The following is a 23,043-nucleotide window of genomic DNA, read 5'->3' as shown; positions in this document are numbered from 1 at the left end:
TCGGCGACACCGACGCAGCGAAGCGGCCCTGGCGGCGATACAGCTCGATGATCCGCGCCACATCCTGGCGCACCGCGGTGCGGGTGAAGATCTGCCGCGGCGCAAGCTTCACTTCCTTCCTGAGCTTGTCTTCCTTCAGCCGCTTGTTGCCCTCGTAGAGCACCCGGTTGATCACCGGATTCTCCCGGATCCGCAGCACGATATCGCCCGTCTCCGCGCCGCTGATCGTCACATCGGCGAACAGGTCGCTCGCGTAGAGATCCTTGATCGCCTGGTCGAGCGTCTCGTTGGTGAAGGCCTGGCCGGTGCGCAGCTTGGTATAGGACAGCACCGTCTCGGGCTCGATGCGCTGCGATCCCTCCACCCGAAGCGACGTGATCCTGCCGGCCTGTGTGTGGGGAATGGGCGAAACCTGTTGCGCCGGCTTGGCGGCAGCTCCCTGGCCTGGTGCGCCGGCGGCGGCGATAACAATCGGAACAACGGCCAACGCCACTAACATCATCGCATCTCCAGGGAGAGGCGGGGCTAGGCACTGCATGTGTCTCGCGCATTTCGCAAAAACGGCTCCAATGGGGCGGGCTCGCCACAGAGTCGGGCTCGCGGCAGAATCGTGCCGCAATGTCAGTCGTGATCACGCTGCACCGGACATCCGGCAGACATCCGCGCGGTGCATCACCGGGTCGCGCGCCGCTGATCGGAGCGCTTGTATGAAAGGCTTGCCGATGTTCCTTACTGTCAAGAATCCGACCGCCGCCGATCAGACGGTCCCGCAACAGCCGCCCTATATCGACAACCCCTTCGCCCCCGAGATCTTCGTCACCGGCTTTTCCGGGCTCTCCAACCTCGGCGGCGTGATCGTGCTGACGCTCGAGAGCGTGCGGCACGATCATAGTCGTCCGCAACCGACGCTCGAACGAGTCGTGGTGGGTCGTATCGCCTTCACCACCGGCGCAGCGCTCGAGCTGGTCGCCGGGATGAACCACTTCCTCGAGCAGCAGGGCCTCAGCCCGTCCAGGGCGCTGGCCGGTGGCGCGACTTTCCAGTGATGATGCGCATCGTCCTTTTCGCGGCCCGGCATTGGTGGCGCTTCGTGCCGTGATCCTGATCGGTGGCCCCGTCAGGGGCCACCGATCAGACCGCCCGTGCCGGGCACCAGGGCACACCGGTCAAAGCGGCAGCGCGATGCGTACCAGAAGGCCGCCCTCGGCGTGGTTGCGCAAGCTCGCTTCACCGCCATGCAACCGAATGACCGCACGGACGCTGGCGAGGCCCAGTCCAATGCCGCCGGTTTCCCGGTTGCGCGACTGCTCGCCTCGGGAGAAAGGCTCGAAGGCGCGCTCGATCTCCTCGTCGGACATGCCCGGCCCGTGATCGCGCACTTCGATCACCGCCAGCCCTCCCGCGCGCGTCAGCGATACTTCGGCGTCTCCGCCATAATGCACTGCGTTGGTCAGGAGGTTGTCCAGCGCTGCCCGCAGCGAAACCGGGTCACCCTCGATCACGACTCGCTCGCCGGGCAGCAGGGCGACCTTCTGGCCGAGATCGGCCAGGTCGTCGACAGCGCTCTCCGCCAGCGCGCGCAGGTCGAGCCGGCGGCGGTTGCCGGTCTGGATCGCACCGCGCACATAATCAGTCGCGGCGGTGATCATTGCCTGCATGTCGAGGATATCGCGCTCGACCGCCTGTCGTATCGCCTCGGGCGCACGCTCGAGGCGCAGCGACAAGCGCATCAACGGCGTGCGGAGGTCATGCGCGATCGCGCCGACCATGACCGTCCGGTCATCGACATAGCGGTTCAGGCGTTGCTGCATCTCGTTCATGGCGCGCGCGGCATGGGCAATCTCGGCAGGGCCGCCGACGATGAGCGGCGCGGTATGCGGATCGCGACCGATGCGCTCGGCGGCATCGGCAAAAAGCGCGACCGGGCGAGTCACCCAGCGCGCCAGCAGCCAGGCGAACGGCGTGACGGTCACCAGAGCCGCCAGGAGGAAAAGCAGCAGGCGCGTCCGCCAGGCGCCCATTCCGCTGCGGACCGGCTGCGCCGTCAGCCACTGCCCGTTGGGACGCTGGAATGACGCGGTGAAGTCACCGACCAGCAGCCTGTTGGCATTCTGCATGCCGTTCTGATCCGGGCGGTGTCCGCGCGGCCCTTCGCGGAAAAACGGGGGATCGTCGAGGGTCAGCCTGATTCGCGCCGGCGCGACGCCGAGCTCCCGCGCAAGCGACGCCGCCAGCGCCGCGGCGCGGCCGGCCCCGGTAGCCGCTGGTACTGACGGCAGGTGCAAGCGGAATTCGTCCTTCGAGGCGCGGCCGGTCCGAAGCACGGTCGCCACCTGCGCGACTGAAAAGACCGGCGGGCGCGGCAGCGGCGCGAACTGGAGCAGCGCGAAAGTAACCAGTTGAACGGCCAGCACACCGGCCAGCATGACAGCGAGCACGCGCGTCAGCATCCCCCAGTTCGGCCGCTCCCTTTGCCTCATCGCCGGCTTACGGCCGGCACGAACATATATCCTTCGTTACGGACTGTCCGGATCATGTCGTCGGACGGCGCCCTGAGCTTGCGGCGCAATCGGCTGATCTGGACATCGATCGCACGATCGAAAGCGTCCGAATCCGGGCCGCGCGCGCCCGCGAGCAATTGCTCGCGCGACAGGACCCGCCTCGGCCGCTCGACCAGCGAGCGCAGCACGGCGAACTCGCCGTCGGTCAGGTCGATCAGGACGCCCTCCGGGTCAGTCAGCTCCCAGGCGTCCAGATTCATCCGCCAGCCGGCGAACATCAACACCTGTCCCGCGGTCTCGGTGCCGACCTGGCGCGTGCGCAGGGCGGCACGGACCGTCGCCAGCACCTCGCGCGCGCTGCATGGTTTGGAAAGATAGTGGCTGGCGCCAATTTCCAGCCCGAGGATGCGATCGACTTCCTCACCGAGCGCGCTGAGGAAAATGACCGGCGGGCCGCCATTGCGCCGCAACCGGCGGCACGCGTCGATGCCGCCTTCGCCCGGCATCATGATGTCGAGGATGACGAGATCGACCGAACCCAGGCGGATCAGCTGATCCAGTTCGCGCGTGTTTGCGGCCATGCTGACCTGGTAGCCATGGTCGGCCAGGCTTTCGGACAGCAGCTGGCGGATATCGCGGTCGTCATCGACCACGACGATATGGGCGGCCAGCTCCCTGCCGGTGGTGGCTTCGACAGTCATGACGGCTTCCTCAACGCGTGCACCGCGTAGCATCATGCGACGGCGCTGTTCAATTGAGACGCCTGCTCAGGCGAGGGCCAGTCGGCAGCGCTCTCGAAAGCTGCTCTCAGCGCCTGGGCGTGCAGGGTCGAGAGCCGCGCATGCGCGGATTCAGCCGCTTCGCTCGCTGCATTGATCGCCGCAACCTGCTCCTGCAGCGCACGCCGGCTGAGAAAGAAAAAAATGGACTCGAAACCGTGCATCGTCAAAACCTCCATGGAGGTCCGCTTTCGCGCGCGCGTGTTTCGGCAACATTTCTGCGACCCGGATGACGTCACTTACACAGGAGGCGCAACGAGCTCGTCGAGATGCCGCACGAGATTGTCCATCGTGCCGCTCGTCCCGATATGGACGCCCATCTGGATGAACTGCTCCAGCTGCTCGGCCGAGGCGCAGATGATCTCGACGATCATGTGTGTGCCATGGTCGCGCCCCTGCAAGGTGACCCGCCCGACCGCGCCGAGCGCGTCGAAGACCAGGCGTTCGTTGGGGACGATCTCCCGGTAGACGCCAGCGAACGGCATCTCGGGATGGTCCTGCACCACATAGCTGAAATGGCCGCCGACCCGCAGGTCGATCTCGCAGCGGACGAGCGGCTTGCCGGAGGCATCCCACCACTGCGTGACATGCTCGGGCTCGGTCCATGCCGCGAAGAGCTGGGCCGGGCTGGCGGCGAAGTCGCGCTCGAACCGGATCGTTCGGGCTGGACGGTCAAGGTCGAAGCCGGAGGCTGTGGCATGATGGGCTGGCATGTTATTTCTCCTGTTGATTGATCGCGGCGAGATGGCGGTCGAGATTGTCGAACCGGCTCTCCCACATCTGGCGGAACGGCTCGAGCCAGTCGGCCATCTCCTTCATCGTTCGTGCGTTGAGCCGCCGCGGGCGCCGCTGCGCGTCCCGCCCGCCCTCGATCAGCCCGGCTTCCTCGAGAACCTTGAGGTGACGGGAAATGGTCGGCTGGGTGAACGGAAAGGGTTTCATCAACTCGGATACGGTCGCTTCGCCCAAGGCGAGGCGAGAAAGGATCGCCCGCCTTGTCGGGTCGCTCAAGGCAGCAAAGGTGCGGTCGAGATGGGGTGATTCGATAGCCATTTAGCTATATAGCTAAATGACTATAATTTATGCAAGCCCCGAAGTCTCGCGGGGCATTTTCGCGCGGATCGCAGGAGCGGATCCGTTCGCACATCGGCCGGGATCCTCGACTCACCGGAGCAGATGCACAGCCGAACGGAATCGTTGGAACCGTGACGCCCGGCCCGGATTGCACAGTCTCGTTGACCATTGGGAGAATGAGATGTCGCCGTCTGTAATGAAAATAACCCCTGCGGTTGCGATCCTGGTTGGCGCGCTGGGCCTGGGTGGCTGCGCCACCAAGGGATATGTGAGAGACCAGATCGCTCCGGTGAGCCAGCGCGTCGACGCGCTCGAATCGAGATTGGCGGAGACCGACTCCACCGCGAAATCGGCATTGTCGCAGGCGCAGGCCGCATCCGGGCAGGCGCAGAATAACGGGCAGCGAATCGATCAGCTCACGTCCCGGGTAGATGGCATCGAGCAGCGGATGCAGGCGAGTCAGCGGAAGAAACCGCGTAATTGATGCCGCAAGGCTGATGCTGATCGGCCAAAGGCCGATCTGGTTGTGATTTTCTGCATTGGCCCTATCTCGGGGCGACCGTTTCATGTCGAGCGCCTCAAGCGATGATCAATGTCTTTCTGGCGCTTGCCGGGCTTGCGCTCTCCGTCCCTGTGTCCGCACCGGCGACGGAGAGCGCTCAGTCCCCGGGATCAATGCCGTCACAGCCGGACAACAAGCCGGACAACAAGGCAGCCGACGGTGAGGCGAGCCCATCGCCGGCGACCATGCGGGTCGCCGATTGGATCGCTGCCACACGGGACAATCATTCCCTGCCCTATATCATTATCGACAAACAGGCCGCTTCCCTTTTCCTCTTCGATGCAAAGGGGAAATCGCTCGGCAGGGTTCCGGTCTTGATCGGAGTCGCCGTGGGGGATGACGCTACCCCCGGGGTCGGCAGCAAGAATCTCGCCGAGATCGGCCCTGCGGAGAAGACGACGCCTGCCGGGCGCTTCCTCGCGAAATATGGCCTGGCCGCGGGCCGGCAAAAAGTGCTGTGGGTCGATTATGCCACGTCGGTCGCGCTCCATCCGATTCCGCCGGGGGCCAGCAAGAAGGAGCATCGCCGCCAGCGGATGCTGTCACCTACGCCGGATGACAACCGCATAACCTTCGGGTGCATCAACGTGCCCACTGCCTTCTACAGCAAGCGTGTGCGTCCCCTTTTCCAGAAGAAGGGCGGATATGTCTATGTCCTGCCCGACACCAAGCCGCTCGAGGTCGTTTTCCCCAGCTTGCTTGCTCAGACCGCCACGAACGACGGCGCGCTCTGATCGGGCAATGGGCGGGATTCTGCGTAAATAGGCAGCATGTCGGCTCTGCCTCGTTCCCAAATGATCATCGATTCAACCTGGCATAAAGCCGCCCCATTGTGGCGGCGGACGCGGCACTCCCGCACTGATCCGGCTCGCTTTCCGGGCGGCCAGCGGTGGTGGGCGCGCAGGCCTCCCTGTTCCTCCCTGTTCGGGAGAGCAGCCTCCCTGTTATCGAATAACAGGGATATCGTGATTAAATCACTGATTTGAAAGGAATAATTACGGCAATTTTCCAACAGATCGGCTAATTGCAGGAAGAAAAAAATCGGCCTCGCTGTTCTCTCCCTGTTATCCGCTCGGAACAGGGAGAAACCACGCCGGCCGCGCCACCAGCGACTCGGCCCGTCAGATCACATATTCGACCGTCTTCTTCTGCAGCTCATCCGCCGCCACGGCCGCCCGCTTGTCGACGATCTGCTTGTTCAGGCGGATCACGGTGCGGCTGCCCGTGGTCTTGAACGCGAAGGGCAGGAAGGCGTGGACGATCCCTGCCAGGCCGCCGGCGATCATTGCCACGCCGAAGCGCGAGGCGACCCCGAAATGCTCGCCATAGCTCTCGCCGACCGAGGCGGGGTGATCGAGAAACAGGCGACGGAACATGACAGGCCTCATCATTCGGCGGAGCAGCTGCGATATCACGCCTGTGCTGCGTTGCCAGCCTTGTTCGCGATCTGCGTCAGCATATCAGCGGCGAGCTGACTGAGCGTATCGTCGCGCGCGCCCATCACGACGATCCGGTCGCCGGGCCGCGCCTCCGCCGCGAGATGCGCCGCCGCTGCGTCGCGCGCCGGGATATGGAGTGCGGTCCGCCCGGTCGCGGCGACATCGGCGACGATGTCAGCGCTCGTCACCTCGCGCGCGACTGTCCCGCCCATATACACCGGATCGGGCAGCACGAGCAGGTCGTCGGGTCCGAGCTTGGTCGCCAGCGTCGCGACGAGCTCGCTGCGCATCACCTTGAGCGGGCCATAGCCATGCGGCTGGAACAGGACCAGAAGCCGCCCGGGAAAGGCGTGAAGCGTGTCGAGCGTGGCGGCGATCTTGTCGGGGTTGTGCCCGAAATCGTCGATCACCGCGACGCCCTCCGCCTCGCCGACCAGCTCCATCCGGCGCCGAAGGCCTGTGAAGCCGCCGATCGCCCCCACCGCCTCGTCGAGGGGCACGCCCGCCGCGCGCGCGGCGCCGATCGCGGCGAGCGCGTTCGAGACATTGTGGCGTCCGGGCACCCTGAGCGATACCGGAACCGGAGCGGCACCCCCTTCGGACAGGCTGAAATCGACCCCGAACGGACGCTCGACCAGATCGATCGCGACGAGGTCGGCCTCGCCGCCGATCGAGAAGGTCAGGCGGCGGTCCCGCGGCAGCGTCATCGCCAGCGCGGCGCCGTCGCCATTGTCCATGTTGATCACCGCCGTCCCCGCCCTGGCGATGAAGGTGCCGAACAGGCTGCGCAATTCGTCCAGCGACTTGTGGTCGAGGCTCACATTGTTGAGCACGGCCACCTTCGGCCAGTAGAGCGCGATCGAGCCGTCACTCTCGTCGACCTCGCTGACGAAGGCCTCGCCGCCGCCGACCAGCGCGCTGGCGAACGGCGCATCCTCCGCGACGAAGTTCTTCATCACCGCGCCGTTCATCACCGTCGGATCGCGGCCGGTGGCATGGAGAATCCAGCCGACCATGCCCGTGACCGTCGATTTGCCCGAGGTGCCGGCAATGCCGATCGGCAGCGCGCTTGCGTTGAACTGGCCGGCGAGCAGCTCGGCCCGGCTCATCCGCCTGGCGCCCACCGCATCGGCCGCCACGATATCGGCCACCGTCGCCTCGACGGCCGCTGAAGCGACGACGATCTGGTCAGCCGAGACGATTCCGCTGCCGTCCTGCGGGAACAGCGCGACACCCTTGGCGCGCAGGTCGTCGAACTTGGCGGGGAGCCGCGCCTGGTCGAGCGTCCGGTCGGATCCGGCGACCGTCGCGCCCCTGCCGGCAAGGATCATCGCCAGCGGCATCATGCCGCTGCCGCCGATCCCGACGAAGAAGTAGGATTTGCCGTCTTGCATGGCTGCGGGCTATCGCGGGATTTCAGGCATGGGGCAAGCTGGTGCGGGAGCGACGTTGATGAGGATCGGTATCGTCGCCCCGGCAAGGCCGATCGACCAGGGCACCGCGGCGCGCGCGGCAGCCTTCGCGGCGATCACCTTTCCGACGGTCGACCTCGTCTTCCACCCGCAATGTTTCCTGAGCGATGGCGGCCATTTCGCCGGGCCCGACGATGTCCGCGCGGCGGCATTCCTGGAGTTCGCCAATGATCCCGCCTTCGACGCGCTGTGGTTCGCGCGGGGCGGCTACGGCGCCAACCGCATCCTGCACGCGGTCATGGCGAAGCTCGCGCCGGCCGCATCGGCGAAAAGCTATTGCGGCTATTCGGACACCGGCTTCCTGCTCGGCGCGCTCTACGCGAAGCGGATCGGACACCCGGTCCATGCGCCTCTGGTCGGCGAGATCAACCGGGCCGGCGGCGACGCTGCGATCGCGCGCACGCTCGATTGGCTGGCCCGCCGCAATCCGTCGGCGCTCGAGCCGAGCGTCGGGGAGGAGCCTGTGGTCGCCTTCAACCTCGCCATCCTGACCGCGCTGATCGGCACGCCCTGGCTGCCCGACCTCAGGGGCCATGTGCTGATGATCGAGGAAGTCTCGGAGCCGCTCTACCGGATTGATCGGATGCTGTTCCAGATGGCCCATGCCACCCAGCTCGCGGGGGTCGCCGGAATCCGCCTCGGCCGGGTTCACGACGTCATCCCCAATGATCCGCCCTTCGCCGAGGACGCGCCGCAGATGATCGAGCGCTGGTGCCGCGAGATGGGCGTGCCCTTCCTCGGCCTGGCGGATATCGGCCATGATGCCGACAACAAGGTCGTGCCGTTCGGACGCCTCCAGGGGGCGGCGGCGCGTCCCTGATTTCCCGATCGGGCCTTGCGAGCCGCTCGATACGCGCATTTGATTTTCGTCAATGATGGCGCGTCCCGCCCGGCAGATGCTTCGCGCAATCAGGAGGCGGGAACATATGATGCAGGAAACAGCGCGACCGGCCTGCGAGGAGATTGCCGGCACGACCATCTTCGACGGCAGCATGGCGCAACGGGGCTACGCGTTGAACGCCATGTGCTTCAGCTTCAACGAGGCCGCCAACCGCGACGCTTTTCGCCGCGACGAGGCGGCTTATTGCGATCGATTCAAGCTGAACCCCGAGCAGCGACGGGCGGTCGCCGGGAAGGACGTGCTCGGTCTCCTCGCGGCGGGCGGCAACATCTATTACCTCGCCAAGTTGGCTGGCATCTGGGGTCTGAACGTGCAGGACGTGGGCGCGGCGCAGACGGGCATGAGCGTGCCTGAATTCAAGGCGATGCTGCTCGGGCAGGCGGATGCCGGGCGAGCCGGGATGACGGAGGCGGTGCAATGAGCGAAGTCCTGGGCGGCTATTTCACCAGTCACGTCCCCTCGATCGGCGGCGCGATCGTTCGCGGCGACGAGCAGGACCCCTATTGGAAGCCCTTTTTCGACGGTTTTCCCGCAGTGCGCGACTGGCTTGCGCGCAAGCGGCCGGAGATCGCAGTTGTCTTCTACAACGACCACGGCCTGAACTTCTTCCTCGACAAGATGCCGACCTTCGCGGTCGGCGCGGCGGCTGAATATCGCAACGCCGACGAGGGCTGGGGCCTGCCGGTCTACAAGCCGTTCCGCGGTGCGCCCGAGCTGAGCTGGCACATCATCGAATCGCTGGTCGAGCAGGAGTTCGACGTGACGATGTGCCAGGAAATGCTGGTCGATCACGCGCTCTCGATTCCGTTCGAACTGGCCTGGCCCGACTGCGACGCGTGGCCGGTCGGCATCGTGCCGATCGCCATCAACACGGTCCAGCATCCGCTGCCATCGGCCAGGCGTTGCCTGGCGCTGGGGCGGGCGGTCAACCGCGCCATCCGGAGCTGGCCGGGCAAGGAGCGGATCGTCGTGATCGGCACCGGAGGGCTGTCGCATCAACTCGACGGCCAGCGCGCCGGCTTCATCAACCCGGATTATGACCGGTTCTGCCTCGACCATCTCGCCGCCGACCCGGATGCACTGACCCGCGACAGCATCCGCCAGATCGTCGCGAAAGGCGGCACGCAGGGGGTCGAGATCCTCAACTGGATCGCCGCACGCGGCGCGCTCGGCGATCTCGCGCTCCATGAGGCGAGCCGCAACTACCACGTCCCGATCAGCAACACCGCCGCCGCAACGGTGATCCTCGAACCGGTGTAGATGCGAGGGGTCGCCGGCAGGACTACGATCACGCTGCGGCTTGCCTATATGGGGCCCGCGTGCATAAGCCCGCGCACTCCAACCGCACAGAAAGTCCAATCCCGTGTCCGAGATGTTCCGAATTACGCTGCCCGACGGTTCCGTCCGTGAGGTAGCCCCGGGGACTACCCCGGCGGACATTGCCGCGGCGATTGGTCCGGGCCTTGCGAAGGCGGCGATCGCCGCGCGCGTGGATGGCGAGCTGCGCGACGTGATGCGCCCGTTCGAGGGCGATGCGCACCTTGCCCTGGTAACCGCGAAGGACGAGGCCGATGCGCTCGAGCTCGCGCGGCATGATTATGCGCATGTGCTGGCGGAAGCGGTGCAGAACCTGTTTCCGGGCACCCAGATCACCTTCGGCCCCTCGACCGATGACGGCTTCTATTACGACTTCGCCCCGAAGGACCGGCCCTTTACCGACGAGGACCTGCCGGCGATCGAGCAGGCGATGCGCGAGGTCATTGCCCGCAACGAGCCGCTGGTCCGCGAGGTCTGGCAGCGCGACGACCTGATCGCGCTGTGGAAGAAGCAGGGCGAGACCTTCAAGGCCGAATGGGCTGCCGAGCTTCCCGAGGGCGAGGAGCTGACGGTCTATCGCGCCGGCACCTGGCTCGACATGTGCCGCGGGCCACACCTCGCCTCGACCGGCAAGCTCGATCCCCAGGCGTTCAAGCTGACGCGGGTGTCGGGCGCCTATTGGCGCGGCGACCAGAACAACGCGATGCTCAGCCGCATCTACGGCACCGGCTGGCTCAACAAGAAGCAGCTCGACGAGCATCTCCACCGGCTCGAGGAGGCGGCCAAGCGCGATCATCGCAAGATCGGCCAGGAGATGGACCTGTTCCACCTCCAGAGCGAGGCGCAGGGCTCAGTATTCTGGCACCCCAAGGGCTATATCATGTGGCGCCAGCTCGAGGCCTATATGCGCCGCAAGCTCGACGCCGCCGGCTACCGCGAGGTCAAGACGCCGCAGCTGATGGACGTGCGCCAATGGGAGGCGTCGGGCCATTGGGGCAAGTATCGCGAGAACATGTTCGCGGTGCCCGACGAGGTGCCCAACGCTGACGACAATGCACCGGTGCTGTCGGGCAAGGCCGATCTGATGGCGCTGAAGCCGATGAACTGCCCGGCGCACATCCTGATCTTCCGCCAGGGGATCAAGTCGTACCGCGACCTGCCGATCCGCATGGCCGAGTTCGGCTGCTGCCATCGCAACGAGCCGCACGGCGCGCTGCACGGCATCATGCGCGTCCGCCAGTTCACCCAGGACGATGCGCATATTTTCTGCCGCGCCGACCAGGTGATCGAGGAGGTGCGCATGTTCTGCGACCTGCTCGACGGCATCTACAAGGACCTGGGCTTCGAGACCTATTCGATCAAGCTCGCGCTTCGCCCCGACCAGCGCTTCGGGAGCGACGATATGTGGGACATGGCCGAGCAGGAACTGCGCGACGCAGTGCGGGCCGCGGGCCGCGACACGCCCGAATTCGGCTGGGAGGAGCTGCCGGGCGAAGGCGCCTTCTACGCGCCCAAGCTCGAATTCCACCTGACCGACGCGATCGGCCGGACCTGGCAGTGCGGCACGATCCAGGCCGATACGGTGCTGCCCGACCGGCTCGACGCTTCCTATGTCGGCGCCGATGGCGAGCGGCATCGGCCGGTGATGCTCCACCGTGCGATCCTCGGCACGTTCGAGCGCTTCCTCGGCATCCTGATCGAGCATCACGCCGGCCGCTTCCCGCTCTGGCTGGCGCCGGTGCAGGCGGTTGTCGCGACGATCGTATCGGACGCCGACGATTATGCCGGCGACGTCGCGGCGAAGCTGGCGGCGGCTGGCCTCAGGGTCGAGACCGATCTTCGCAACGAGAAAATCAACTACAAGGTGCGCGAGCATTCGCTCGCCAAGGTCCCTAACCTGCTCGTCGTTGGCAAGCGCGAGGCCGAGGAGGGGACGGTGGCACTGCGCCAGCTCGGCAGCGAGCGCCAGCAGGTGCTTGGCCTCGACGAAGCGATCGCGATGCTGAAAAAGGGCGCGACGCCGCCCGACCTGTGACCTTTTTGCCATCCTCGCCCGCGCGAGGGTGGCAATAAGGACGGTTGACAAAGCGGGACCTTTCGCTGGCCGCCAAAATTCACTATATCCCCCTGCCTAACCTCCAAGGAGCAATACCTATCCGTCCTCCCATGATCCGGCGTCCCCAAGGGGCGCCCGTGCCGATGAACGGCCCACGCTTCAACGAATTCATTGTCTCGCCCAAGGTCCGCGTGATCGATCAGGACGGCGAGAACCTCGGTGTCATGTACACCCGCGAAGCGATGGAGCAGGCACAGAGCGTCGGGCTCGACCTTGTCGAAGTGTCGCCCAACGCAGATCCGCCCGTCGCCAAGTTCCTCGATGTCGGCAAGTTCAAGTACGAGGCCCAGAAAAAGGCCAACCTGGCGCGCAAGAGCCAGAAGACGCAGGAGATCAAGGAGATCAAGATGCGTCCGAACATCGACGACCATGATTACGACACCAAGATGAAGAAGGTGCTCGAGTTCATCGACGAGGGCGACAAGGTGAAGATCACCCTGCGCTTCCGCGGCCGCGAGCTCAGCCATGGCCAGCTCGGCATGGCGCTGCTCCAGCGCGTCCAGGCCGATGTCGTCGAGACCGCCAAGGTGGAAGCCTATCCGCGCATGGAAGGCCGCCAGATGCTGATGGTGCTCGCGCCGAAATAACCGGCCCAAGTGCCAGGGCGACCGGTCAGCCAGAGGCGGCCGGCGGTTCCCACAGCTCGATCGCATTGCCTTCGGGATCGTGGATTCGCGCGAACTGTCCGACGGCCGGGTCGTTCCATTCAGGCTTGGTGATGATCTCGATGCCTGATGCGTTGAGCTGTTCGAGCAGCGAATCGAGATCGCTGACGCGCAGATTGAGCATCCATTGCTTGTCGGGGGCGAAATAATCGGTGCTCGCCTTGAACGGCGCGAACACCACCGGCCCTCCCTCGGTCAGCCAGGACCATTCATCGGGCGCGGCGTCGACCGTCGCGACGCAGCCGGCCCCCACGTTCAGATGCTCGCGGTACCAGGCGTTGAGCGCATCGGGATCCTTCGCGCGAAAGAACAGGCCGCCAATTCCCAATACCGGCATTGTTTTTCTCCTCAGTTCAGGCCGCTTCCTTCATCGGCGTACCGGCGGCCGCCTCGAGCAGGCGCCGCTCGATTGCCTTGAGCCGTGTCGCGCCCGAAATCTTGTCCCCGGTCAGGTCGGTCAGGTAGAAAGTGTCGACCGCGCGCTCGCCATAGGTGGCGACATGCGCCGAATGAATCGTCACCTTCGACTGGAACAGGCCGTGCGCGAGCTGGTGGAGCAGCGCGGGGCGGTCGCGCGCATTCACCTCGATCACCGTGAAGCGGTTCGACGCCCGGTTGTCGATCAGCACATTGGGCGCGATGTCGAAAGCCTCAGCGCGGGCGCGGGGCAGTGGCTTGGCGGATAGCCGGTCGGCCAGCTTGTTGCGGTTGGCGAGCGCATCCTCGATCGCTCCTTTCAGCCGGGCGAGTTGCGTGCTGTCGTCGAAGGGCCGGCCGACCGGATCCTGGACGAGGAAATTGTCGAGCGCCATGCCGTCGCGCGTGGTGTGGATCCGCGCATCGATGATGTTGCCGCCAGCGACGCTGATGGCGCCGGCGATCCGGTAGAACAGGCCGGGATGATCGGCGGCATAGACGGTGACGAGCGTCGCGCCGCGCTCTGGATAGACCTGCGCCGCGATCGAGAGCTGGGAATCGCCCGATTCCTCGATCAACCTGGCGTTGCGCTCCAGCACATCCTCTGGCTCCGCCACCCAATAGGGTTCGGGCAGGCGCTTCACCAGCGCGGCGAACCGGGCCTCGTCCCAGCCCAGCACCGTACGGAGCGCCTGCTGCTTTGCGGCGATGCGCTCGCTGCGGCCCTTCTGCTTGTGGCCGAGGCGGAGCACTTCTTCCGCTGATTCATAGAGGTCCGACAGGAGCTGGCGCTTCCAGCCGTTCCACACCCCCGGGCCGACCGCGCGTATGTCGACGACGGTCAACGCCAGCAACAGGCGCAGGCGCTCGGGGCTTTGCACGATCTCGCAGAAATCGAGGATCGTCTTGAAGTCGGACAGGTCGCGCTTGAACGCGGTCGCCGACATCAGCAGATGCCAGCGCACCAGCCAGGCGACCGTCTCGGTCTCGGCGGGGGTGAGGCCGAAGCGCGGGCCGAGCCGGTTCGCGACCTCGGCGCCGAGCTGCGAATGGTCGCCGCCACGGCCCTTGGCGATGTCGTGGAGCAGCACCGCGACATACAGCACCCGCCGCGAGACGATCTGCTTCATGATCGCGGCCGAGAGCGGATGATCCTCGTTCAATTCGCCGCGCTCGATCTTCGCGAGCAGGCCGATCGCGCGGATGGTGTGCTCGTCGACGGTGTAGTGATGATACATGTCGAACTGCATCTGCGCCACGACCCGGCCGAAATCGGGCACGAAGCGGCCGAAGACGCCGGCTTCGTTCATCCAGCGCAACACCGTTTCGGGATCGCGGTGCGAGGTCAGCACATCGAGGAACAGCGCATTCGCTTGGGGATTGCGGCGAATATCGTCGGCGAGCTTGGCGTCGCGCGCCGCGGCGCGCATCGCCACCGGATGGATTTCGAGCCCGTGCTTGTCGGCCAGCGCGAACATCTCGATCAGCCGCACCGGGTTTTTCTGGAGGAAGTCGTCGCTCGGCAGCGAGAGACGCCCACGCACCAGGGTGAAGCCGTTGAGCTTGCCCGGCGAGCGGGTCAGCGAAGGGAAGCCGAAGCGCCGGCCGCGCGCGGCGAATTTCTCGTCGAGATGGGCGAGGAAGACGCCGGTGAGGTCGCCGACCGTTTTCGCCTGCAGGAAATAATATTGCATGAAGCGCTCGACGCTCGACTTGCCCGGCCGGTCGGCGAAGCGCATCCGCTCGGCGATCTCGCGCTGCAGGTCGAAGGTCAGACGATCCTCGGCCCGGCCGGCGAGACTGTGGAGATGGCAGCGCACCGCCCAGAGGAAATTCTCGGCGCGGTGGAACTGACGATATTCGGCACGGCTGAGCAAGCCGACCTCGACCAGCTCGGCCGGCTCGGTAACGTTGTAGGCGTACTTGCCGATCCAGAAGAGCGTATGGAGATCGCGCAGGCCGCCTTTCGCTTCCTTGACGTTCGGCTCGACGACGTAGCGGGTGTCGCCCATCTTCTTGTGGCGCAAATCACGCTCGATCAGCTTGTCGGCGATGAACTGGCGCGCGGTGCCGGCCTGGACATCGGCACGGAAACGCGCTGCCGCCTCGTCGTAGAGCGCCTGGTCGCCCCACACATAGCGCGCCTCGAGCAGGGCGGTGCGGATCGTCACGTCGCTCTTCGCCTGGCGGACCATCTCGTCGACCGACCGGCTCGAATGGCCGACCTTGAGCCCGAGGTCCCAGAGCGCATAGAGCATCGTCTCGATGATCTGCTCGGCCCAGCCAGTCTGCTTCCAGGGCGTGAGGAAGCCGATGTCGATATCCGAAAAGGGCGCCATCTCGCCGCGGCCATAGCCGCCGACGGCGATCAGGGTGATCCGCTCCGCGGCGGTCGGGTTGCTGCTGCGGTAGAGGCGTTTTGTGGTGAAGTCGTAGAGCAGGCGGAGCAGCTGGTCGGTAAGAAAGGCCTGGGCCGCCGCTGCCTCGAGCCCGCGCGAGGGATGCTCGATCAGCCGTCTGGCGATCTCGGCGCGTCCGGCCTCGAGCGCAGTGCGAAGCATGGCGGTGGCGTCACGGCGGAGCGCGATCCGGTCGTCGCCCTCGATCGCCATCAGCGCATCGGCGAGCACACGGCGATCGATGATCGCGCGGCGGTGGGGCAGGGTGTCGAAGCGGCTGGGCATCAGCCGGAGATAGTCGCTGGCGGAGGTAGCGTCACCTTCCTTCGGCAGAATCGGCTATTCATGTCTGTCTCGATAAGGTTTTTTGGGGGGATTTTCCGATGAAGGGGATCGCTACGACGATACTCGGCTTCATTCTCGCCGCGATGGGATGTCGGCGCGGGTCTCGATCATCGATGAGGTTGCGCCGTTCCATTGGCGCGGCCCCGATGCCTTCGCGCGCTGGGGTGCGGCGCTCGAGGCGGACGCCGAGGCTAAGGGCGAAACGGAGGAAGCGGCGGCGATCGGCGCACCGACCCGCGATATCGTCTCGGGCAAGGTGCGAGTCGCTCACGACTCTTTCGCCAGTGCCTTGAGCCGGTACAGTATCTCGAGCGCCTCGCGCGGGGTGAGGGCGTCGACGTCGATCTTCTCGACTTCAGCCCGGAGCGAATCGACTTCTTCCTCCACCTCGGCCGCCATGGCCGCGAACAGGGGCAGATCGTCCAGCCCTGCCGCAAGTCCGCCGGTCTTGGCGCGGCCGGCCTCGAGCTTGGCAAGCACTGCCTTGGCCCGTGCAATCGTGATGGGCGGCAGGCCCGCTAGCCGCGCGACGGCGAGGCCGTAGCTGCGGTCGGCCGGGCCCTCGCTGACCTCATGAAGCAGGACCAGCTCGCCTTTCCATTCGCGGGCGCGGACATGGTGGAGGGTGAGCGCATCGCAGCGTTCGGCGAGCCGGGTCAGTTCGTGATAATGAGTCGCGAACAGGCAGCGGCAGCGATTATCCTCATGGATCGCCTCGACCACCGCCCAGGCAATGGCGAGGCCGTCATAGGTGCTCGTCCCGCGACCGACTTCGTCGAGGATGACGAAGCTCTTCGGGGTCGCCTGGGCGAGGATCGCCGCCGTCTCGACCATCTCGACCATGAAGGTGGAGCGGCCGCGCGCGAGATTGTCCGAGGCGCCGACCCGGCTGAACAGCCTGTCGACCAGTCCGAGCGTCGCTGACGTCGCGGGCACATAGGAGCCGGCCTGGGCGAGCACCGCGATCAGCGCATTCTGGCGCAGGAAGGTCGATTTGCCGCCCATGTTCGGTCCGGTGACCAGCCAGAGCCGCGAATCCTCCGACAGCATGCAGTCATTGGCGACGAAGCGCTCGCCACGGGCCGCCAGCGCATTCTCGACGACCGGGTGGCGGCCGCCCTCGATCTCGAAACAGCTATGCTCGACCAGCGCGGGGCGGGTCCAGCCGCCTTCCACGGCGCGCTCGGCGAGGCCGGCGGCGACGTCGAGCCGCGCAAGTGCGTCGGCGGTGGCGGCTACGCTCTCGCGGCGATCGAGCGCGGCCGCGGTCAGGTCTTCGAGATGCGCTGCCTCGGCGGCGAGCGCATGGGCGCCCGCCTGGGTGACCTTCAGCGCGACCTCGTGGAGCGCGGGGGCGTTGAAGCGGACGACGCCGGCAAGCGTCTGGCGATGCGTGAAGCCGCTTTCCGCCTTCATCAGGCCGTCGGCGAAGCGGGCCGGGACTTCGATATGATAGCCGAGCACGCCATTGTGGCGGATCTTGAGCGCCGAGACGCCAGTCTGGGCGCGGAACTCGGCCTCGAGCGCGGCGATCGCCCGCCTGCCCCCGGCGCCGGCATCGCGCAGGTCGTCAAGCGCCGCGTCATAGCCTTCTGCGATATAGCCGCCATCCGAGGCGTCGATCGGCGGTGAGGGGACGAGCGCGCGCGTGAGCAGGTCGATCAGCCCGCCATGGCCGCGCAACTGGGGCGCGAGCTCGGCAAGCAGGGCGGGAGGTTCGGCGACGTGATCGAGCTTTTCGCCGAGCTTCCACGCGCCGTCGAGGCCGTCGCGGAGCTGGCCGAGATCGCGCGGGGAGCCGCGCCCGGCGGCGAGGCGGCCGATCGCGCGGCCAATATCGGGAAGGCTGCGGAGCGTGGCGCGGAGGGACTCGCGCAGCCCCGAATCCTCGGCGAGCAGCTGAACGAGGTCGAGCCTGGCCTCGATCCGCGCGCGGTCGAGCAAAGGCGCGCCGACATCGGCGGCGAGCGCCCGGGCGCCCGCGCCGGTGACGGTGCGGTCGATGGCATCGAGCAGGCTGCCTTTGCGCTGGCCGGTGGCGGTGCAGGTCAGTTCGAGGCTGTCGCGAGTGGCGGCGTCGATCGCCATGTGCTGCGCGGTCTGGAGCAGGCGCGGCGGGCGCAGGAAGGGGAGCGCACCGCGGGCTGTGTGGTCGAGATAGGCGACCAGCCCGCCCGCAGCGGCAAGGCCGGCGCGGCTGAACTGGCCGAAGCCGTCGAGCGTCGCGACGCCGAACAATGCTTTCAGCCGCGCCTCGCCGGCGGCGCTGTCGAATTCGGTGCGAGGACGCAGCGTGGTCGCTGTCTCCCCGAACGCGGTGGCTTCCGAGGCGATGGTCTCGGCCGGGGCGAGGCGGGCGAGCTCGGCCGTCAGCCCGGCCTCGCTGGTCTCGATCAGTTCGAAGCGGCCGGTCGAGACATCGGCGGCGGCGATGGCGATGCCGCCGCCGACTTCGCCGATCGCGACGCACCAGTTGGCGGTGCGGGCGTCGAGCAATGCCTCCTCGGTGAGCGTGCCAGCCGTCACCACCCGGATGATCGCGCGGGAAACCAGCGCCTTGGAGCCCATCCGCGCCTTGGCCGCGGCCGGGCTTTCAGTCTGCTCGGCGATGGCGACCCGGTGGCCTGCCTTGATCAGCCGGGCGAGATAGCCTTCGGCAGCATGGACGGGGACGCCGCACATCGGAATGGCGCTGCCCTCATGCTCGCCGCGCGCAGTGAGCGCGATATCGAGGCAGGCGGCGGCGATCTTCGCATCGTCGAAGAACATCTCGAAGAAATCGCCCATCCGGTAGAAGAGCAGGCAATCATCGGCTTCCGCCTTGAGCGCGAGATATTGCGCCATCATCGGGGTGGGAGCGGGGGCATGCATCGTGCGGGAGGTAGCGGGAAATTTCGGCCTCGTCATCGGGGAGGTGGCGCGTGCGGCCGCAAGATGCGGCGGGGTGTTGCGGATCGGCCATCGTGAGGGGGCGACGGGACGGTAGTCGCACAGCAACTGCTTCGGAAATTGCGCGGGTTTGCGCCAGATCGCCGAGTATTCGAGTATCGATGCGATCCACTTGCGAGAGCGGCGAAGATCCTGGCTGCTCCTGTTCTCGGCAAAAAACCTGTCTGGTCGCAAACCGCCATTTGCGGATGGTTCCGTGTGTGGCGCGACCCGATCGGACTTGCCACCGGATCGGTGCAATCTCTGCCCTAGGTGCCGTCCCGCATCGATATGATGGTCCTCGTCGCGGCAACCGGGAGCATTCGCCATGGCATCGATCATCGACGTCTCGAGCACCTGCGGCAGCAAGGCTGCGGCTTTGTTCGCGGGCGGGGTCAGGACGGTCATCCGCTATTATTCGCGCGACACGATCCGCCCCTCGAAGCGGCTGAGCCTTGCCGAGGCCGAACAACTCGCCGCCGCCGGCCTGCGGCTCGGGATCGTGCATGAAGGACGGCACGGCGACACGGCGAGCAATTTCGACCGGCCGACCGGAGTCGCCGATGCGCAATATGCCCGGACCTATGGCGCCGTGACGATCGGCCAGCCGGCCGGGTCGGCGATCTATTTCGGGGTGGATTTCGACGCGAGCCCGGCGGAGATCCGCGACCGGGTGCTGCCCTATTTCCAGGGCGTCGCGGACGCCTTCGCGGTTGCGACCGGTGAACCCGATTATATCGTCGGCGTCTATGGCAGCGGGGCAACCTGCAAGGCGGTGCTCGATGCCGGCCTCGCGGCGCGGGCCTGGCTGGCCCAGTCGACCGGCTGGGCCGGTCACGCCGCTTTCCTGAGTTCCAACCGCTGGGCGTTGAACCAGGGAGCGGTCGCTACCGTCGCCGGGGTCGAGTGCGACCCGGATACCGCCGGCGAAGACCAGGATATCGGCGACTTCGCGCTGCATCCCGCAGCGGTGCCGGCCGGACCGGCGAGCGGAGCGGGCGCGTCCGCCGCGGCGCCGATGCGGGTGAATGCGCGCAGCGGCCTGAGGCTGCGCGCCGGGCCGGGGACCGAGTTCAACGTCGCGAAGCTGCTGCCCTTCGGCACGCTGGTCCATCCGCTCAAGAGCGTGGGCAACTGGACGGCGGTCGATCTCGAAGGCGACGGGGTCGCCGACGGCTTTGTCAGCGGTGCGTTTCTCGAGGATGTGTCGCCGGGTCCGGGCGGAGCCGGCCCCGCTCCGTCAGCGGCCGCGGTGCATGCGATCGCCGACGCGGTGCATGTGCCCGAGCTGATCCGGCAGGGCAGCTCGGCCGCCGGGCTGAAGGCAGCGCGGCAGACCGCCAAGGCGGCTTTGCCCGGCTATCCGACCAATGGTTGTGCGGCGCATCTGAGCGCCTTGCTCCAGCAGGCCGGAATCGATGTCGCGATGACCTGGGGCGCCGGCAAGCTGGCGCATGTCCTGGCGGATCGCGGCTGGACGCGGATCGCCATCGGCAAGCAGATCAGCGGCGATGTCGGCGTCTGTTTCGACAATGACCCGACCCCGGCCGGTGCCGATCATATCTATCTGGTCGTCAGCACTTCGGGGCCGGACGAGATGATGATCGCCGATAATCAGCGCACCACCGATGCGCCGCATGTCCGGTTCGCGACCGGCCATGGCAAGACGCCGACCGAGTATTTTCTCCGGGCGCTATAGGGGCGAGGGCGCCCATGCCGCCGGTCATTCCGGTCCGTGACGGCACTAAATCGTTCGCGAGGCGTTGGGCCGAGGATCGTGTTTGAGACGATACCGGAATACCAGGAGAGAATTCCCATGAAGATCAACATTTTATGCGGCGCCGCAGCCGTCGCCTTGCTGAGTTGCGCCCCCGCTGCCGCGCAACGCGGGCAGGATTGGCGTGACGGCGCCAGCACCAGCTCGGGCTGGAACCATGACGATTTCTGGCGCGGCGCGCCGGATTCGCCACGCGAGCGAATTGCCTTCCTCCAGCAGCGCATCAATCGCGGCACGGCTGACGGCAGCATTGATCGCCGCGAGGCGCGGCGCGTGCAATATCAGCTGCGCAGCATCCGCAACGACCTGATGCGCATGCGCGGCCGGATGACATCCGAGCGGCGCGACATGATCAACCGGCGACTCGACGATGTCAGCCGGCAGATCCGGTGGGCGCGGAGAGACGACCGGCCGGGCTATGGCGGCCCAGCCGTCGCCGGCAATGACGATCGCCGCTTCGCAACCGATTATGACGCGGCGCGCTACTATCGCGACGATCCCCGCTATCAGGAGCGTCACCTGTCGGCGCAGGACGAGGTCTATCGCGGCTCGGACGGGCGCTATTATTGCAAGCGCAATGACGGCACGACCGGGCTGGTGATCGGCGCGATCGGCGGCGGCGTGGTCGGCAACGTCATCGATGGCGGGCACAACCGGGTTGCCGGCACGTTGATCGGCGGTGTGCTCGGCGCGCTGGCCGGCAAGGCGATCGACCAGGGCAACAGCGACGTGCGCTGCCGCTGAACTCCGCTACGGCCTCCGGGCTGAGCATGGCCCCGTCGACCCTGGTCGGCGGGGCCTTTGCATGCCCGTCGCAGGAGCCTGAGCGAAGCGACAGCGATTCGTGATGAACAGATCGGGGAGTCGTTCCATTTCGGGGCGGGCGTTGGTAACCATATCTTAATGATAACGCGGCCCGACATGACCCCGTAAGATTAGGAATGCATTTACCAGATTCGTTGCTTTGCCTTCCTGTCGCTATACTCGCGTTTCTTACTGGACCGCAGATCGCCCGGGCCGCCAAGCCTATGGATTCAATGATGGAGCTGCACGCGCGGGCGGATTTCTCGGGCGAGGCACCGTCACCGGATGCGCGTGCGGTGGCTGACTGGGTGGTCGCATCGGGCGACAATCGCGGCCTGCCCTTCCTGATCGTCGACAAGGTGGGCGCGCGGCTGTTCCTGTTCGAGCCGCGCGGGAGGGTCCGGGCCGCGGCACCGGTATTGCTCGGCCTTGCGCGGGGCGACGATTCGCCGCCGGGTATCGGCGATCGCAAGCTCTCTTCGATCACACCGGCTGAGCGGATCACCCCGGCCGGCCGGTTCGTTGCTGCGCGCGGGACGAACCTGGCCGGGCGGGATATCCTCTGGATCGACTATGCTGCGGCGATTTCGCTGCACCGGGCGACTGATGTGAAACCGGGCCTGACGACGCGCGACCGGCTGGCGCGACTGAAGAGCGATGCGATGCCCGACCGGCGGATCTCGCACGGTTGCGTCAACGTCTCCGAGGCCTTTTACGACGGCTTTATCCGGCCGACCTTCGCGGGGACCGACGGGATCGTTTATATCCTGCCCGAGACGCGCTCAGTGCGCGAGGAATTCCATATGCCTGTGGCCGGGCCGGCTCCGAGGGGCGCCGCCGCAGCGCGGGGCGCCTAGCGGAACACAGGTTTCTTCCCCTGAATGCCCGGGTTTTGGCTTGTCCCCGAACCCCCCATGCCGCAAGAGCCGCAAACCTGAATGGGTGGTGGGATGTCCCCGGAACGAGTCCGGGGTGACGTAGCGTCACCTTGCCTCTAGAGGCGGTGATCCTATAGGATTCGCGCCCGCGTGAAGGCGACGACGAAAGCGAGAGATGCATGGCCGACGAATCGAACGTTCAGTTTTCCGAGCGCGAAGCGCTGTTGTTCCACTCGGAAGGCCGGCCGGGCAAGATCGAGATCATCGCCTCCAAGCCGATGGCGACTCAGCGCGACCTCGCGCTTGCCTATTCGCCCGGCGTCGCCGTTCCAGTGCGCGCGATCTACGAGGATCCCGCAACCGCCTATGATTACACCGCCAAGGGCAATCTGGTCGCGGTGATCTCGAACGGCACCGCCATCCTCGGCATGGGCAATCTCGGCGCGCTTGCGTCGAAGCCAGTGATGGAAGGCAAGGCAGTGCTGTTCAAGCGCTTCGCCGATGTCGATGCGATCGACATCGAGCTGAAGACCGAGGATGTCGACCGGCTGATCGATGCGATCGAGCTGATGGAGCCGAGCTTCGGCGGCATCAATCTCGAGGGTAACTGGGGCAGATTCTCGGGCGTCAGGCTGATGCGAGTTTGACGAGACTGGGAAGAGTTGGGAC

The 23,043-nt window shown here is 66.3% G+C and carries 22 protein-coding genes and 1 pseudogene; 12 read left to right on the top strand and 11 right to left on the bottom strand.

Annotated elements, in window-relative coordinates:
• On the bottom strand, nucleotides 1-499 hold a 499-nt coding region (locus ABD050_RS23535; protein ID WP_343891970.1), incomplete at its 3' end, for a POTRA domain-containing protein.
• Between the two features lie 223 nt (nucleotides 500-722).
• On the opposite strand from ABD050_RS23535, the gene ABD050_RS23530 reads away from it, so the two are divergent.
• Complete coding sequence (locus ABD050_RS23530) at nucleotides 723-1,046, top strand: hypothetical protein (protein ID WP_343891969.1); 324 nt, start codon at nucleotides 723-725, stop codon at nucleotides 1,044-1,046.
• A gap of 120 nt (nucleotides 1,047-1,166) precedes the next feature.
• On the opposite strand, the gene ABD050_RS23525 is transcribed toward ABD050_RS23530, so the two are convergent.
• The 5 genes from ABD050_RS23525 to ABD050_RS23505 are packed head-to-tail and all read right to left on the bottom strand — an operon-like array spanning nucleotide 1,167 to nucleotide 4,333.
• Nucleotides 1,167-2,438, bottom strand: coding sequence for an ATP-binding protein (locus tag ABD050_RS23525; RefSeq protein WP_343891968.1), 1,272 nt, complete (start codon nucleotides 2,436-2,438; stop codon nucleotides 1,167-1,169).
• 38 nt (nucleotides 2,439-2,476) lie between these two features.
• A complete protein-coding gene (locus tag ABD050_RS23520) occupies nucleotides 2,477-3,202 on the bottom strand; it encodes a response regulator (protein ID WP_343891966.1) in 726 nt (241 codons plus the stop codon).
• Between the two features lie 32 nt (nucleotides 3,203-3,234).
• The gene (locus ABD050_RS23515; protein ID WP_343891965.1) at nucleotides 3,235-3,459 is read right to left on the bottom strand and encodes a hypothetical protein; all 225 of its coding nucleotides are present in this window, start codon (nucleotides 3,457-3,459) and stop codon (nucleotides 3,235-3,237) included.
• A 60-nt stretch (nucleotides 3,460-3,519) separates the two neighbouring features.
• The gene (locus ABD050_RS23510) at nucleotides 3,520-3,993 is read right to left on the bottom strand and encodes an SRPBCC family protein (protein ID WP_343891964.1); all 474 of its coding nucleotides are present in this window, start codon (nucleotides 3,991-3,993) and stop codon (nucleotides 3,520-3,522) included.
• A 1-nt stretch (nucleotide 3,994) separates the two neighbouring features.
• Nucleotides 3,995-4,333, bottom strand: coding sequence for an ArsR/SmtB family transcription factor (locus tag ABD050_RS23505; RefSeq protein WP_343891963.1), 339 nt, complete (start codon nucleotides 4,331-4,333; stop codon nucleotides 3,995-3,997).
• 202 nt (nucleotides 4,334-4,535) lie between these two features.
• On the opposite strand from ABD050_RS23505, the gene ABD050_RS23500 reads away from it, so the two are divergent.
• Nucleotides 4,536-4,838, top strand: a complete 303-nt coding sequence (locus ABD050_RS23500) for a hypothetical protein (RefSeq protein WP_343891962.1) — start codon at nucleotides 4,536-4,538, stop codon at nucleotides 4,836-4,838.
• Between the two features lie 101 nt (nucleotides 4,839-4,939).
• Nucleotides 4,940-5,650 carry a hypothetical protein gene (locus ABD050_RS23495; RefSeq protein ID WP_343891961.1) on the top strand — a complete coding sequence of 237 codons (711 nt, stop codon included), beginning with the start codon at nucleotides 4,940-4,942 and terminating at the stop codon, nucleotides 5,648-5,650.
• A gap of 387 nt (nucleotides 5,651-6,037) precedes the next feature.
• On the opposite strand, the gene ABD050_RS23490 is transcribed toward ABD050_RS23495, so the two are convergent.
• Both ABD050_RS23490 and ABD050_RS23485 read right to left on the bottom strand, forming a co-directional pair.
• Nucleotides 6,038-6,292, bottom strand: a complete 255-nt coding sequence (locus tag ABD050_RS23490) for a DUF6356 family protein (protein ID WP_343891960.1) — start codon at nucleotides 6,290-6,292, stop codon at nucleotides 6,038-6,040.
• Nucleotides 6,293-6,327: 35 nt separating this feature from the next.
• Nucleotides 6,328-7,749 carry a glutamate ligase domain-containing protein gene (locus tag ABD050_RS23485; protein WP_343891959.1) on the bottom strand — a complete coding sequence of 474 codons (1,422 nt, stop codon included), beginning with the start codon at nucleotides 7,747-7,749 and terminating at the stop codon, nucleotides 6,328-6,330.
• 58 nt (nucleotides 7,750-7,807) lie between these two features.
• On the opposite strand from ABD050_RS23485, the gene ABD050_RS23480 reads away from it, so the two are divergent.
• The 5 genes from ABD050_RS23480 (at nucleotide 7,808) to infC (ending at nucleotide 12,748) form a co-directional block, all read left to right on the top strand.
• On the top strand, nucleotides 7,808-8,647 hold the full coding sequence (locus ABD050_RS23480) for an LD-carboxypeptidase (protein WP_343891958.1): 840 nt from the start codon (nucleotides 7,808-7,810) through the stop codon (nucleotides 8,645-8,647).
• A 109-nt stretch (nucleotides 8,648-8,756) separates the two neighbouring features.
• Nucleotides 8,757-9,149 carry a protocatechuate 4,5-dioxygenase subunit alpha gene (locus ABD050_RS23475; RefSeq protein ID WP_343891957.1) on the top strand — a complete coding sequence of 131 codons (393 nt, stop codon included), beginning with the start codon at nucleotides 8,757-8,759 and terminating at the stop codon, nucleotides 9,147-9,149.
• Nucleotides 9,146-9,988: a class III extradiol dioxygenase family protein gene (locus ABD050_RS23470; protein WP_343891956.1), complete on the top strand. Its 843-nt coding sequence runs from the start codon at nucleotides 9,146-9,148 to the stop codon at nucleotides 9,986-9,988. The genes ABD050_RS23475 and ABD050_RS23470 overlap by 4 nt, the downstream gene beginning before the upstream one ends.
• Nucleotides 9,989-10,100: 112 nt before the next feature.
• Nucleotides 10,101-12,080 carry a threonine--tRNA ligase gene (thrS, locus tag ABD050_RS23465; RefSeq protein WP_343891955.1) on the top strand — a complete coding sequence of 660 codons (1,980 nt, stop codon included), beginning with the start codon at nucleotides 10,101-10,103 and terminating at the stop codon, nucleotides 12,078-12,080.
• Between the two features lie 131 nt (nucleotides 12,081-12,211).
• Nucleotides 12,212-12,748 carry a translation initiation factor IF-3 gene (infC, locus tag ABD050_RS23460; protein ID WP_343891954.1) on the top strand — a complete coding sequence of 179 codons (537 nt, stop codon included), beginning with the start codon at nucleotides 12,212-12,214 and terminating at the stop codon, nucleotides 12,746-12,748.
• 25 nt (nucleotides 12,749-12,773) lie between these two features.
• On the opposite strand, the gene ABD050_RS23455 is transcribed toward infC, so the two are convergent.
• From ABD050_RS23455 to mutS, 3 genes are all read right to left on the bottom strand, one after another.
• The gene (locus ABD050_RS23455; protein WP_343891953.1) at nucleotides 12,774-13,163 is read right to left on the bottom strand and encodes a VOC family protein; all 390 of its coding nucleotides are present in this window, start codon (nucleotides 13,161-13,163) and stop codon (nucleotides 12,774-12,776) included.
• Nucleotides 13,164-13,179: 16 nt separating this feature from the next.
• Nucleotides 13,180-15,927, bottom strand: a complete 2,748-nt coding sequence (locus ABD050_RS23450; RefSeq protein WP_343891952.1) for a [protein-PII] uridylyltransferase — start codon at nucleotides 15,925-15,927, stop codon at nucleotides 13,180-13,182.
• Between the two features lie 327 nt (nucleotides 15,928-16,254).
• Complete coding sequence (gene mutS, locus ABD050_RS23445) at nucleotides 16,255-18,834, bottom strand: DNA mismatch repair protein MutS (protein WP_343891971.1); 2,580 nt, start codon at nucleotides 18,832-18,834, stop codon at nucleotides 16,255-16,257.
• A gap of 409 nt (nucleotides 18,835-19,243) precedes the next feature.
• Here mutS and ABD050_RS23440 point away from each other — a divergent pair, with 409 nt between their 5' ends.
• The 4 genes and pseudogenes from ABD050_RS23440 to ABD050_RS23425 form a co-directional block, all read left to right on the top strand.
• A complete protein-coding gene (locus ABD050_RS23440; RefSeq protein WP_343891951.1) occupies nucleotides 19,244-20,614 on the top strand; it encodes a glycoside hydrolase domain-containing protein in 1,371 nt (456 codons plus the stop codon).
• Between the two features lie 117 nt (nucleotides 20,615-20,731).
• Nucleotides 20,732-21,436 (top strand): glycine zipper 2TM domain-containing protein, encoded by a 705-nt coding sequence (locus ABD050_RS23435; RefSeq protein WP_343891950.1) that lies wholly within the window; start codon nucleotides 20,732-20,734, stop codon nucleotides 21,434-21,436.
• A gap of 284 nt (nucleotides 21,437-21,720) precedes the next feature.
• Nucleotides 21,721-22,353 (top strand): L,D-transpeptidase, encoded by a 633-nt coding sequence (locus tag ABD050_RS23430; RefSeq protein WP_343891949.1) that lies wholly within the window; start codon nucleotides 21,721-21,723, stop codon nucleotides 22,351-22,353.
• Between the two features lie 200 nt (nucleotides 22,354-22,553).
• Nucleotides 22,554-22,976: pseudogene (locus tag ABD050_RS23425) on the top strand (NADP-dependent malic enzyme); the annotation flags it as partial.
• Nucleotides 22,977-23,043: the final 67 nt, after the last annotated feature.

The sequence above is a fragment of the Sphingomonas oligophenolica genome, from assembly GCF_039522915.1.
Taxonomy (GTDB): Bacteria; Pseudomonadota; Alphaproteobacteria; order Sphingomonadales; family Sphingomonadaceae; genus Sphingomonas; species Sphingomonas oligophenolica.
The sequence above is the reverse complement of the archived record's forward strand: the minus strand, read 5'-3'. Positions and strand labels throughout refer to the sequence as shown.

Bases quoted from the DNA above. Each gene is read 5' to 3' on its own strand.
- ABD050_RS23440 (WP_343891951.1), top strand. From the start codon at position 19,244: ATGGCATCGATCATCGACGTCTCGAGCACCTGCGGCAGCAAGGCTGCG.
- ABD050_RS23500 (WP_343891962.1), top strand. From the start codon at position 4,536: ATGTCGCCGTCTGTAATGAAAATAACCCCTGCGGTTGCGATCCTGGTT.
- ABD050_RS23485 (WP_343891959.1), bottom strand. From the start codon at position 7,749: ATGCAAGACGGCAAATCCTACTTCTTCGTCGGGATCGGCGGCAGCGGC.
- ABD050_RS23430 (WP_343891949.1), top strand. From the start codon at position 21,721: ATGGATTCAATGATGGAGCTGCACGCGCGGGCGGATTTCTCGGGCGAG.
- infC (WP_343891954.1), top strand. From the start codon at position 12,212: ATGATCCGGCGTCCCCAAGGGGCGCCCGTGCCGATGAACGGCCCACGC.
- ABD050_RS23450 (WP_343891952.1), bottom strand. From the start codon at position 15,927: ATGCCCAGCCGCTTCGACACCCTGCCCCACCGCCGCGCGATCATCGAT.
- ABD050_RS23515 (WP_343891965.1), bottom strand. From the start codon at position 3,459: ATGGAGGTTTTGACGATGCACGGTTTCGAGTCCATTTTTTTCTTTCTC.
- ABD050_RS23510 (WP_343891964.1), bottom strand. From the start codon at position 3,993: ATGCCAGCCCATCATGCCACAGCCTCCGGCTTCGACCTTGACCGTCCA.
- ABD050_RS23470 (WP_343891956.1), top strand. From the start codon at position 9,146: ATGAGCGAAGTCCTGGGCGGCTATTTCACCAGTCACGTCCCCTCGATC.
- ABD050_RS23475 (WP_343891957.1), top strand. From the start codon at position 8,757: ATGCAGGAAACAGCGCGACCGGCCTGCGAGGAGATTGCCGGCACGACC.
- ABD050_RS23455 (WP_343891953.1), bottom strand. From the start codon at position 13,163: ATGCCGGTATTGGGAATTGGCGGCCTGTTCTTTCGCGCGAAGGATCCC.
- ABD050_RS23480 (WP_343891958.1), top strand. From the start codon at position 7,808: ATGAGGATCGGTATCGTCGCCCCGGCAAGGCCGATCGACCAGGGCACC.
- ABD050_RS23520 (WP_343891966.1), bottom strand. From the start codon at position 3,202: ATGACTGTCGAAGCCACCACCGGCAGGGAGCTGGCCGCCCATATCGTC.
- mutS (WP_343891971.1), bottom strand. From the start codon at position 18,834: ATGATGGCGCAATATCTCGCGCTCAAGGCGGAAGCCGATGATTGCCTG.
- ABD050_RS23495 (WP_343891961.1), top strand. From the start codon at position 4,940: ATGATCAATGTCTTTCTGGCGCTTGCCGGGCTTGCGCTCTCCGTCCCT.
- thrS (WP_343891955.1), top strand. From the start codon at position 10,101: ATGTTCCGAATTACGCTGCCCGACGGTTCCGTCCGTGAGGTAGCCCCG.
- ABD050_RS23435 (WP_343891950.1), top strand. From the start codon at position 20,732: ATGAAGATCAACATTTTATGCGGCGCCGCAGCCGTCGCCTTGCTGAGT.
- ABD050_RS23530 (WP_343891969.1), top strand. From the start codon at position 723: ATGTTCCTTACTGTCAAGAATCCGACCGCCGCCGATCAGACGGTCCCG.
- ABD050_RS23505 (WP_343891963.1), bottom strand. From the start codon at position 4,333: ATGGCTATCGAATCACCCCATCTCGACCGCACCTTTGCTGCCTTGAGC.
- ABD050_RS23490 (WP_343891960.1), bottom strand. From the start codon at position 6,292: ATGTTCCGTCGCCTGTTTCTCGATCACCCCGCCTCGGTCGGCGAGAGC.